The organism is Pseudomonas frederiksbergensis (genome assembly GCF_001874645.1).
GTDB lineage: Bacteria > Pseudomonadota > Gammaproteobacteria > Pseudomonadales > Pseudomonadaceae > Aquipseudomonas > Aquipseudomonas frederiksbergensis_B.
The window spans coordinates 2,164,865-2,177,319 of record NZ_CP017886.1 but is presented as its reverse complement, the minus strand read 5'-3'; the positions used below and the strand labels follow the sequence as shown (position 1 = coordinate 2,177,319).

Here is a 12,455-nt window from a genome sequence, read left to right as displayed (position 1 = left end):
GCACTCCATTTCATAGGAGAGTCACTATGTTCGACACACAAACATCGGGTCACGAAAGGTCCCGGCGCGCATTCAGGCCAGTGAGCAAACCGGCCACCGACCCAAAACCCTCAACCACGCGAAGCCTTCACGGCGAGCTGCTTGAACACGCGATTCCCGGCTGGCTGACTGACGCCACACCTCAGCGCCGCAAAGCGTTGAAGGAAGCCAATGCGAAGTTGCCTGACTGGTACCGGCAAGCCTCGGCGCCGCAACGCAAGGCCTTGAACGAGAGCGTCACTGCGAGCTTCAGTGCCCAGACCCGGCTCGACAAGATCATGTCCGGACTCCAGGACATCGACACCTTCGCCGCGCCGTTGCTGATCAAGGCGTTGAAGGATCAGTTCAACGTCGAGCTGGATATCAACAAGACCTTCGTGCAGCTCAACAAGCCGCTGGAAATCGGGATACTCGGCATCGATGTCAGCAGCTTCGAGGTCCTGAAACTTCCATTGCTGCAGGCTGCACTGCATAACTTCGAGGCGGCGGAATGTGAAGCCGGAGCTTTCCTTGCGTCTTCAGGTTTTCAGATCGCAAGCTCGACGCCCGGTACGCTGGAATCGGTCACTACTCGGTTGACCGTCGAGCAGTTCACCGGCCTGTGCCGAACGCTGGACATCGGCACCCAGTATCAGCAATACCTCAAGGATTACCTGCATCCCAAGGACGCAGTGGCGGATCATGTGTTTCGTGAGAAGTTCTGTACGGTGCAGAAAACCGCCTTGCGAGCGGCGGCCGAACGGGCGTTGCTGCAAAAGGATATCGAGCCTCGGGACTACACCTCGATCCTGTCGATCATCGACGGAGACCTTGAACCTCGTCAGGGCAATAAACAGATCTGGTTCGGCGATATGAGCCTGATGAAACGCCGCATGAACGGCTGCGTGTGGTTCGATATCTGCGAGAAGTACCGCTATTCGGACGAATTGATCCTCTATATTCCCAACGATCCGCATCATCCGTTGAAGCGCTATACCGGCGCGCAAATGAAGGCGATGTTCAAACAGCGTTTCACCGCGCGGGACGGCGCGCCGGTCGGTGACAGCCGCCCGACGGCTTACCAGCGCTTTTTCAGTCAGTTCGTCGCCTATGCCGACCTCCCGCATTACTTCAGTCAGTTCACCCTCGACGCGCCGAACAAGACGTTCAGTCAAGCACTCGCCCCTTATGGCTCTTTGCTCAATGAGCTGATCAAGGGAGGCAGTCCGTTCAACCTTTTTTACATCAAGGAGTTACCTCCCGTCTCCTCTGTGTCGCAGGTGCCCAACGATGATCCTTATCTCGCCCCGAACGGTATTACCAGCAAGGGTCATGGCCTTTGGGCCGATAACATCGACCTGTGGGATTACCTGTTCGAGCAGCACCGCGACAGGCTGATGGCCGATGCTCTAAGCCACGCAGTGCCTACGGCGGATGTTGACGCCAGGGTACGCTCGGAAAAAATGGCTGCGTTGCTGAACATCGGCATGCTCGCATTGACCACTGTCTCGATGTTCGTGCCCGTGATGGGCGAGGTGATGATGGCGGTCATGGCCGTACAGATCGGGGAAGAAGCTTTCGAAGGAGCGATCGAGTGGAGTGAGGGCGACCGCAAGGCAGCCAAAGAGCACCTGGTGGATGTCGCGGAGAATCTGGCCTTGCTCGCCGTGACGGCCGGTGTTGGCAAGGGTGTGGCCAAACTGGCAGCGGTGAAGGCCACCCCTGTGATCGAAAACCTGCATTCGGTCACGCTGCCCAATGGCAAAACCCGGTTGTGGAAAGCACAGCTGAGTGGCTATGAGAGCCCGGTTACTCTGGATCGCAGCCTTGTCCCTAATGCCCAGGGCCAATACGCGGCGGACGGTAAGACGTATATCCCGATGGAGGGCAAGACCTACGAACAAACGTACGATCAGTCGTCCGAACGGTGGCGCATCAAGCACCCGAGCGACGCGCAGACCTATCAGCCGCTTCTGACCCACAACGGCGCCGGAGCCTGGCGCCATACCCTGGAGCGTCCGCTGGCATGGAACCGCCTGACGCTGCTGCGACGCATGGGCTATGTGACTGAAGCGTACACCGACGAACAATTGCTGAAGATCGCCGATGTCAGTGGTGTCAGCGACAACGCCTTGCGCAAGATGCACATGGACAACGCCCTGCCGCCTCCCGAGTTGACGGACGCCATGCGCCTGTTCGACGCCGACCTTGGGGTTGCTCAGGTCATCGAACAAGTGGCAACCGGGCAATCCATCAATGGCCGCTATCTGCAGATCCTGCCCCTGGTGACCGAAATGCCGCGCTGGCCGACGGGCCGGGTGCTGAAAGTCTTCGATGGCCCCGAGCTGTTCGGGCCTTCGGTCAAATATGGCGCCGAGCGCCTGTTTCCAGGTGTCGGGGCCAAGGCACCCATCCGGATAAGTCGGGCCACAGTGCTGAGCGGCGAATTACCCGCGCGTATTCTGGCGGCCCTCGATGAATCAGAGATCACCCGCCTGCTGGGCGCAGAATCGGCCCGCGTTAGGGAATCAAGACCTCAGGAACTCCGACAGCAGATTGCCGATTTCATCGGAACCCGCCAACCGGCCCTGTTCGAAAGCCTCTATAAAGGCACGGATCCGGTAGACCCCAGGGTCACGAAGCTGCAACGCCTTTGCCCGGGGCTCAGCGAGCCCGCCGCACACACCGTTCTGAATCAGGCAACGCCCGAGGAATTGGAGCGCCTGACGAGTACCGGACGCATGCCGCTGGGCTTGCTGGAGCAAGCCCGTTGGTATGCGCAGCAAGGACGCTTGAGCCAGGCCTATTCCGGTTTGCGCATGGAGAACATGGCCTCGGCGGACAGCAAGCGCCTGGCGCTGCATACCCTGGAGCGATTGCCAGGCTGGTCGCAGAAGGTGCGTCTGGAAATTCGCGAGGGCAGCCTCGAGGGTTCGCTGATCGATGGCATTGGCAGCGAGACGGCCGGGGTGCGTAAATACCTGGTCAAGAAAGGGCCTTATTACCAGGCATTCAATGACCGGGGGAGGCGCTTAATAGCGTGGTTGGGCAGGGTGATAATTTTTACTCGTCAATCATGCACGCCTTGCCCGACGAATCGCGCCAGTCATTGGGACTGCCTGGCGTGGGCCAAAGTGCGGACCTGCAGCGTGCGATTTTCGACTACGCCGTCAACCATTCCGCCGAATCGGCGCAAATCCTCCGCGAGCAATCCCCAAGCAAACCGTGGTTCAAGCCCCCGCAGCGCATTGGCGAGAATCTGCGGGGCTATCCGGCCAGCGGTCATCCAAGGACGAATCCTGCGCTGATCAGTCGAGTACAGGAGGTTTATCCGGACTTGACCGACGAGCAGGCCCTCAAGTTTCTCCTCGAACAGGGGGGGCTCGGCAAAACCGATCAGCAGATCTTTACCCTGCTCGGAAACCGTACGCGTGAATGGCAGGAACTTGAGTCGACACTCGATCAGTGGGCAGCGTCCGAGGGCGTGACGCTACGCTCGATGCTGGATGGCAAACGCGCGGTGGCGCAAGCCATCAAAGCGGCCTGGCGCAATTCGCCCAGGGCCACGGAGAACCCGAATTTCGCCAGGCTCGATCTGTTCTGTAGTGATCCGTTGCCGTCGCTGCAGGCCGACTTTTCACATGTCCGTGAGCTGACTGTGGGCGGCGCGAGTTTCACTGACGCCACCAGTGACGGGGTTCTGGGACATTTTCCGCGTTTGCAAAAACTGTCTATCAACGTAACCAACTCACGGTTGCGTACTATTCCCGAGGCGTTGAGCGGGATGACGGAACTCATCGATCTACGGATCACCTCGAACGACCGCTTGGCCACGCAGGAAATCGCCAGGCTTGGGCATCTGACGAACCTGGAAAACCTGGAACTCAGCAGAGTATTGGAGTCTGCCGGCGCATTGGATGTGAGCCGTTTGAGCAAGCTACGCAGCTTGACGATCTCCGGTGCTTACCAGGGCAATACATTGCCCATCGGTGTGCTAGAGCTTCCTCGTCTTGAACGCCTGAATTTGCGCGCAACCTCTGTCAATAGCTTACCGGCCAGTCTGTTCGACGGAGCGCATGACGGGCTATTGTCCGGCCTCTCTTTGAACTGGTCCTGGTTCCCGGTCGAAACCTTCAAACCCCTGTTTGAGTATGTAAAAAATCACCCCATGCACCTCATCGACCGGGAAGAAATGGTCATGGGCTATTGCAAGGGTCAGCTTCGACGGTGGGGGGGAGGGTTTGGCGGCTCATTTGGGCTTCTGGACGGGTTCGGGCAACCGGATGCTTTACTCAGTGCTTTTCTCCAGCAATGGACGGGGGCTGAGGCCAGGTTCAACGCGATTGAGGCGCTGGGCAACGAGTACGGTGATCTCAGCCGCCAGCTCGATGCGTGGACGAAACACTATCTGCCGGAGCACAACTTCGCGGGTTTTTCGACGACCGAGACCCTGAAGAACTGTTGGTACAACGGGCTCCTGAAGCGATATGGCGTATCGAGCTATTCGACGACGCTTGACTTGCCCTTGATGGCGTTTGCCCAGCTTCCGGATCTTCCCGTCCAGGGCTTCTCCCATGTGACGACCTTGAAACTGACTGGCTTGAGTTCACCCCTCGAACAGGTTCGCCGTTTTATCGGCCAATTCAGCCAGGTGCAGACCCTTGACCTGAGTGGCAGCCAATTGACCGAGATGCCGATCACCCCGGGTGATTTGCCGGCCCTGCAACACCTGGATTTACGCCATACCCCGCTGGCGCACATGGATGTCAGCGCAATGAGTCAGCTCCAGACGCTGGACTTGACTGGGGCCCATCTGCAGACGTGGCCAACGGGTGCAGAAAACCTGCCGGGACTGACCTCGCTGGACTTGCGCTTCACGCAGATCACCACGTTGCCGGAAACAGCCCTGGCCCGGGACGAGGCAGTGATCGCCACGAACCTGACCGGCACACCGTTGACCCCAGCAGCGCAAGCGGCCCTGACCGCCGCGCAGGCGCGGGTTGAGAACGCCAGAGGATTGTCCTCCGGCACCCTTGCGCGGTTCACCCTGGAGGAAGTGCCCCAGGCGTTTCCGCCGACGGAGACCGCAACGCTGATTGCCCAACGCCTGTTGCCATTGCCGGGAGAGGTCCCGGCGGGCGAGGGGAATGCCTGGCTCGCTGAGTGTTTACAACGGGTGAACGGGTTTTCCGACGAAGAAGCCTCGCGCGCCATCGAGCAACTGCGCGAGGATGGCGCGAGCGATACGCAGATCAGTGAACGCATTGGCGGATGGCACCAGACCCTGGAAGCCCTGACGCGTGAGTTGAATGGTTGGCTGTTTATCCGCGAGTCGCGAGGACGTGACTGGGTCGTGTCGTCCCACACCCGCCGATTGGCGGCGTTGCGCATCCTCGACTGTTGGCGAGAAGGGCTGACGGCAAGGGCGAGCATGGCTTACAGCGCCCTGAATCTTGATGGCCTGCAGCTGGGCGACCTGCCCGCGCTGCCCACTGCATTGCCCCATGTGTGGGATCTGAACCTCACGGGTATAAGACTGACCGAACAGGGTTCCAATGGATTCCTCGGGGCCTTTACCAACCTGCGCAGCCTGGTGCTCAGCGGCCAGTCCTTGCAGACACTGCCGCAGGCGCTCAACGCCATGAATTTGCTGGAGCGGGTGGAGTTGTCCGCCAATGGCATCACTGACCCCGAAAGCGTGTATTCCACATTGGGTGGCCACCAACGCTTGCAACGGCTGGACCTGAGCCACAATAACCTGCAAACGTTCAGCGTGGCGTCCTGGAGCAACCTGGAGTGGCTGGACTTGCGCAATAACCGACTGACAGGCTGGCCTGAAGGGGTGCTGGAGGCCCGTCATCTCAGAACGTTGAATCTCAGTGCCAACGGCATTACATCGATTCCTTCAGAAGCCTTTAGCGTTCGCCACAATGCACTGATGTCGGGCACGGACCTTTCCGACAACAGCCTGTCGCGCGACGATCTGGAACACATCAGGGATTACGCGCAAAGCGCGCACCCGAGCGCATGGTTGGGATACTCCGCCCGTCACATTGATGAATTGATCGACGACCTGGCCAGCAACACTGAAAGCGAAAGTGATAGCGAAGTCGAACCTGCCCCGATCGTGCCTGACGAGGTTATTGACGCGGTGGAATCCGGAACTGAGCGACTCGATCCATGGCTGGAAATGCTTGAGCCGCAAGCATTGGTCACCCACCGCGCGCTATGGAACCAACTGGCAGCCGAGCCGGATAACGAAGCATTTTTTCATCTGCTGGCACAGCTACGAAACACCCAGGAGTTCACGTTGGCCCGCGCCGATCTGACGCGACGGGTTTGGGACGTGTTGCGCGCGACAGCCAGTGATGGCGAACTCCGGCAAACGCTGTTCGGCATGTCCAACACCCATGGGACCTGTGTCGACGGGCGGATCCTTACCTTCAGTAATCTTGAGGTCAAGGTCTTCGAGCACAATGCCCTGCAGGGCATTGGTCCCGGTCGGCTGGATCAGAAAGGCGCTGCCTTGTTGCGGCTTTCCCGGCAGCTGTTTCGGCTGGCGAAAGTCGAAGAGCTGGCGAATGAAAAAGCCAGGGGCCGGCACGCCGACCCGGCGGAAGTGCGCCTGGAGTATCGGATTGGCCTGACCAGCGGCTGGGACGACGGCCTGGAGTTGCCTGGACAACCGAGGAACATGCTTTATGGCCGCCCCATCAGTGGGGAGACATTGAACAGAGCGCGCGCAGCAGTCCTGGAGCGGGAAAATAAACCCGGGGCGTTCTATGAAGACCTGATCAACCGTGACTATTGGGTGCAATACCTCAAGGAAAAATACCCTGAAGCGTTCAGCGCCCTTGAGCGCAGCGCTGAGGAAAAACAAGGCCAGCTTGAGGATGCGCATGAAGGCGCCTGGGGGGCCGACTACACACAAGCCCTGGAGAGCCTGGGCATCGAACTCGCCATTGAACGCAGTGAGAAACTGATTGAGCTGTCGCGAAAAGAGACCGGGGAAATAGAACCCTCCGTTCTCACGGAGCCGCAGCCCGGCACCTCGAAGGATCTGTTCAAGCAGCCTACCCGCTAATCCGCCGGCCCGGCGTCGTTCTGCACGGCGCCGGGTTTTAAAGCACGTGCTGCCCGTTCCAGCCTCATGTGCGAGTGCGGTACATAGTTAAGCTTTTTTCTCGCTGTCGTTCATTAGGCTGATGACTTTCAATCAGTCATGGATGATCAGCTATGAGCGAATCACAAACACCCCCTTCCACTTCCCCCGGCACGTTCAACAGCGACCTTCGGGGCGTTCATTACGACTTCTTGAAAGACCGCCTGCCTGCCTGGTTCACCCAGGCCGATCCGCAGCGACAGAAGGAACTCGGTGAGCACCCACTGCACATTACGGCCTGGTACCGCAACGCCACGTCTGAACAAAAAAAAGCGCTGGCGGATACCCACACTCGCTATCGCGAGACCTTGAATCAGATCGACGCCAAGCTCGGAACCATCAAGGATGTGCTTGAGTTCGCCGAGCAACCGCTCAAGGACGCGATCAAGGCGAAATTCAACTTGGAGCTGGATGTCAAAAACGTTTATTTCGCCCGTAAATATGCTCTCAAAGGCCGTGATGACCTGTTCGGTGTCTTTGTTTTCGATCAGCAAAAAGACCCACGCTTGACCTACGAGTATCGAGGCATCTCGCTGCTTGAGGCTGCCCTGGCCAACTTCGAGCCCGACGAAGAAAAGCCTCTTGCCTGCAACGATTGCCAAATCATTACCGGCTGGAGCAGCTATGACGGCGAAATACTGCCGACGTTCGAAGCGGTCAATTCCCAGGTCAAGCCCATCGCTGCCCATGAGTTTGCCAAGCTTTGTCGCACCCTGGATTTGGGAGCGCTTTATCAGAAGCACATCAAGGACATCGTGCAGCCAGAAGACTCCCGCGAGCGCGAGGCGCTGGAAAAGCAACTGGAAGAGCACCAGCGGCAAAAGCTCGCGGTGTGTATCGAAGTCGCCAGGCACCCATTTGCATTGAAACCGGGCGGCAGCCAGATCACATCGGGTATCAGTGCCGACGTCTACCAGATGCTCAAGCACACGCTTGTCGGCGAGAACGCCGCAAAACTGGACGGCAGGCCAGTGACGTTCGCGGCATTGAAGGTGTTCGGCATCGAGCTGACGGGACCCTTGCTGATCGGGCCGGACCGCAAGAACGCCGATCGGCTCGAGCGTCTGGTGGTCTATTTGCCCGATGACCCGGAGCAACCGCTGAAGGAGTATGCCTCCGGCGCCGAGTTCATGGTGGAGTTGAGAGCCCGCTTGCACAAAAGCGACTACCGGCGTTTTTTCAGCCAGTTTGTACCCGTGCGGCAACAAGGCATCTTTTTCGCGAAACTCAATCAGGCCTACAAGCCTTCCGATGTCGGGCCTCAGGCGGACTATCCGCTGAAGTCCATGCCTGCGAAGCTGGCGCTGGATGAAACCTCGATCACGGGCAATCTGTGGCAGCAACTGCGCTTGAGGACGATCAACAAGCTTTACACCGACGCGCGGGCGGTCGCCGTGCCCACCGGCGATGAGGACCGCGTGGCGCGGGTGGCCAGGCTGGAAAGCTATCTGGATGCCATGGTCAGCGTGTTCAACCTGGCCGCCTTTGTCGTACCGGGGCTGGGATGGGTCATGTTGGCGGTGGGGGCTACGCAAATGTTCGATGAGGCGTTCGAGGGCATCGAAGCGGCAGAAGAGGGTGAGACGAAGGAGATGTGGGCACATTTTTCCAGTGTTGCGTTGAACGTGGCGTTCCTGGCCACCGGGGCGATGGTGCTGCCCCAGATTCACGCGTCGAAGAGGGTCGACAATCTCAAGCCTGTGACCCTGCCCAACGGCAAGCAAAAGCTCTGGAAGCCGGATCTTGCGCCGTACAAGGCCTCCATCACATTACCGCCCGAGGCCGCCCCCGATGAGCTGGGCCTGTATGCGCACAATGGGCAGACGATCCTGCCCCTTGAAGGTGAGTACTATGTAGTCGAGCAGGACGCGGCCGGCGAGCAGTACCGTATCCAGCACCCGACACGCCCCGAGGCCTATGCGCCTGAACTGGTGCATAACGGCGAAGGGGCCTGGCACCATGAACTGGAGCGCCCGCTCAGCTGGAAAGGCGCGACGCTGATGCGCCGGCTCGGGGGACTGGTCGATGGCTTCAGCGATGCCGAGCTGGAGCAAGTCCGGCAGGTCAGTGGCGTTGACGACGATGTCCTGCGTCGGTTGCATGTCGAGGGCGAAACGGTCCCTGCGATTCTGCTCGATACCCTCAAAAAATTCAGGGCCTATGGCGATGCGGGGTTAGTTGCCCGTGGCATTCGTGCAGGCGCGCTCTCCAGCAGGTTGTGCAGCTACGCTGCTTCCCTGGCGGTTGAGTTGCCGGGGTGGCCGGCAAGCAAGGCGATAGAGGCATTTTTTGGTGATGGCTTGAGCGGGCCTTCGGTCAAATACGGCAGCCCAGATGCTCTGCCGCAAAATATCATCAAGGTCACCCGTTCGGATCTGATAAACGGGCGCTTACCTGAACGCATTATCGCGTCATCGAGCGACGCAGAGGTCAAGAAGCTTCTGCCCCATTACACACCCAGGACCCCGCAAGAGCGCGTTACCGCTTTGCAGAAAACGCTGGAAGAGCAGGCGGTCACTGCCAGGGCGCGATTGACGCGCAGCCTCTATGCCGAACAACAGCCGTCGGCCAACGCGGCGGTCGCTGTCGTGCAGCGGAACTTCACGGGCTTGTCCACGTCGATGATCCTGGAACTGCTGGCCGACGCCACGCCCGTCGAACTCGAAACCCTGACCACGGCCAAACGCGTTCCATTGCGCCTGGCCGAGGGCGCACGGCGGTTACAGCAACAGATGCGTCTGACCCACGCCTATGAGGGGTTGTACCTCGAGGCGCTGGTCGACAGGGACAGCGAAACCCTGGCGCTTAATACACTGAAAGCCTTGCCGGGCTGGGTGGACGACCTGCGTCTGGAAGTGCGCGTGGGTGATATTGACGGTGAACTGCGCGCCAGTGTGGGGCCCGAGGATGCCACGGAACGCAAGGTGCTGTTGTGGCAGAACGACGGGCGATACGAAACGCGAAATGACCGCAATGAGCACTTGCACGGTGCCGATGACCTCTATTCCTCGATCCAGCACGCACTGCCCGACCGACAGCGCAAGGCCATCGGACTGCCCCATGTCACGCAGGGCGAACAGTTGAGGGCGAAGATCATCGAGCATCAGCTGTCCCGCGATCAGCTTCGTTCATTGCTGAAAATGCGACCGCGCCAGCAACCGTTCTTCAAGCCGCCGGTGCGCCTGCCCGGTGATCGCATCGGTTACCCCTTGAGCGACCATCCCGACCTCGGTCAGTGGGAGCGAACTATCGAGGAGCGGACTCGAGAGCTGTATCCCTCGATAACTTCAGAAGAACTCAATTCGGTTATCGAGAATTGGGACGAGAGGCACGAAGCACTCTTGAGGCGTCGCGAACTCGAATGGGCACAACTGGATAACACTTTGCAAAACTGGCAACGGGCGCAGGTGGAGGGCGTGTCGGACCAGGAACGTTTGACCGCTGCTTTTCGCCAGCGGCGGGGCGCACGTCTGGCGATCATCCGAGCCCTCACACAGGCCTGGCGGCGCACGGGAGAGGTGGATCTGGACAATATTGGCGACCCTCAGGGCCAGCGAATTGATTTGTCTGACATGGACCTTCAGAGCCAACTCGATGAGCTGCCACCGCTGACAGCGAACTTCGACCACGTCACTTACCTGGATTTATCGAGTACCGGCATTGAAGATAACGCGAACGGATTTCTGCGTCATTTCAGGCGATTGCGTACGTTGATCCTGGGCGATAACGATCTGGTTGAACTGCCTGAGAACCTGGGGCGTATGGTTAACCTGACCGTGCTGGATCTGTCCGACAACCTGATTGCGCTCGATCCTCCCGCCGTCTCCCAACTGAGCCGACTGACGCGCCTTCAATCCCTGGGGCTTGAGGGCAATCCGTTGGGGTTGCCGCCGGACATCGGACAGATGCCGGATTTGCAGGCGCTGTTGCTGGCCCAGACCGAGATCAATACCTGGCCCGTGGGTATCTTCGATCAGGTACGGCTGCGCACGTTCTTGCTGGATATGAGGGCCAATGTGCTGGAAATCATTCCAGAGGCAGAGCCAGGGTCGGCGCAGGCGGAGATCATTGCGCGCACGCTCATCAGTCGCGAACCCGCGAATATTTCCGCGCAGAATCTGCAAAGGGTCAGGGACTATGGCCAGTCGGTGGGGTTTGAGCCGAATCGACCGCAATCACCCCGAGGCGTCATGGACAGTAGACACTGGGCAGATGGGCTTTCTGAGGAGCAATGGAAGGGTAAGCAGGACCTATGGGCTGACCTCGAAGGCGAACCTGGATCGGAGCCGTTTTTCAATGAATTAAGAAAGCTGGCGCAGTCGGCGGATGCGGTGGCCACAGACAAAGCGGCAAAGGTTGAGTTGTGCCGTAAGGTCTGGTCAATGATTGAGGCAACCGCCGGCAACACTGCACTGCGGGAAAAGCTGTTTCGCATGGCCGCGGCCCCCACGACGTGTGTGGATGCCGGCGCGCAATTGTTCAATGCCATGGGCCTGGAGGTCCTGATTGTTCAGGCGTATGAACTGGGCGCACAAGACCTGATCGAGACGGAGTTGCTGGAGCTGGCGCGAGGCAAGTCGCGTCTGGACGAGTTGGGCCGGATCGCTCGAGAGCGGATCGGCGAGCTGCTGGAGGAGGGGCATCAGTTTCCCGAATACGATGAGGAAGGGCTTGCGATTACTCATTTTGATGCGCAGGGGCATGCGGTCACGGATATCGATGAGGTAGAAATCCATATGATCTACCCCACCCTGTTGGCAACGCGACTGGAGTTGCCGTGGCAATCCCGGGAGATGGCGTTTCGGGTGCCCGATGTGTCGGCCGAAATGATTACTGACGCTTATCTTCGGGTGCTGGAAAAGGAGCAGGGTCCGCTGTTGCAGCAAAGGCTGGTCGAGCAGCCGTTCTGGGTTGATTATCTCAAGCGAAACTATCCGGAGCCGTTCAAGGCCTTGCACGCCAAGGGCGAACCTCTTCTGGATTTGCAGGAAGCGCAACAAGCCTGGCTAGACGGCCATACACCTGAGCAAAAAAGTCATTGGCGCTCGGAAATTCTCCGATTGGCGAAACGGCTGGGCAAGCCGGAAAGCGAGGTGAAACTCGGTACGGTAATGAGCGATGCGCAGTATTACGCCGAGATGGAAGCTATCGCGACGCAAGAAAAGGCGCTGATCGGCAAACTGACCGGCGAAGCCATGCAGCGCTCCAGGCTGCAGCGTGAGGAAACGCCGTTCCGGGCTGAGGGAAATGCAGCCCCTCGATGATCGATATTCCA

At 59.1% G+C, this 12,455-nt stretch carries 3 protein-coding genes; all 3 read left to right on the top strand.

What is annotated here, in order from left to right:
- The first annotated feature begins 26 nt into the window (after positions 1-26).
- The 3 genes from BLL42_RS30465 (at position 27) to BLL42_RS10615 (ending at position 12,444) form a co-directional block, all read left to right on the top strand.
- Positions 27-3,326, top strand: coding sequence for a dermonecrotic toxin domain-containing protein (locus tag BLL42_RS30465; RefSeq protein WP_071552018.1), 3,300 nt, complete (start codon positions 27-29; stop codon positions 3,324-3,326).
- 191 nt (positions 3,327-3,517) lie between these two features.
- Positions 3,518-7,102, top strand: a complete 3,585-nt coding sequence (locus tag BLL42_RS30860) for an NEL-type E3 ubiquitin ligase domain-containing protein (RefSeq protein WP_330220785.1) — start codon at positions 3,518-3,520, stop codon at positions 7,100-7,102.
- Positions 7,103-7,254: 152 nt separating this feature from the next.
- Complete coding sequence (locus BLL42_RS10615; RefSeq protein WP_071552016.1) at positions 7,255-12,444, top strand: NEL-type E3 ubiquitin ligase domain-containing protein; 5,190 nt, start codon at positions 7,255-7,257, stop codon at positions 12,442-12,444.
- Positions 12,445-12,455 lie beyond the last annotated feature (11 nt).

Coding starts and splice junctions, on each gene's coding strand:
- BLL42_RS30465 (WP_071552018.1), top strand. CDS start 27: ATGTTCGACACACAAACATCGGGTCACGAAAGGTCCCGGCGCGCATTC.
- BLL42_RS30860 (WP_330220785.1), top strand. CDS start 3,518: ATGCTGGATGGCAAACGCGCGGTGGCGCAAGCCATCAAAGCGGCCTGG.
- BLL42_RS10615 (WP_071552016.1), top strand. CDS start 7,255: ATGAGCGAATCACAAACACCCCCTTCCACTTCCCCCGGCACGTTCAAC.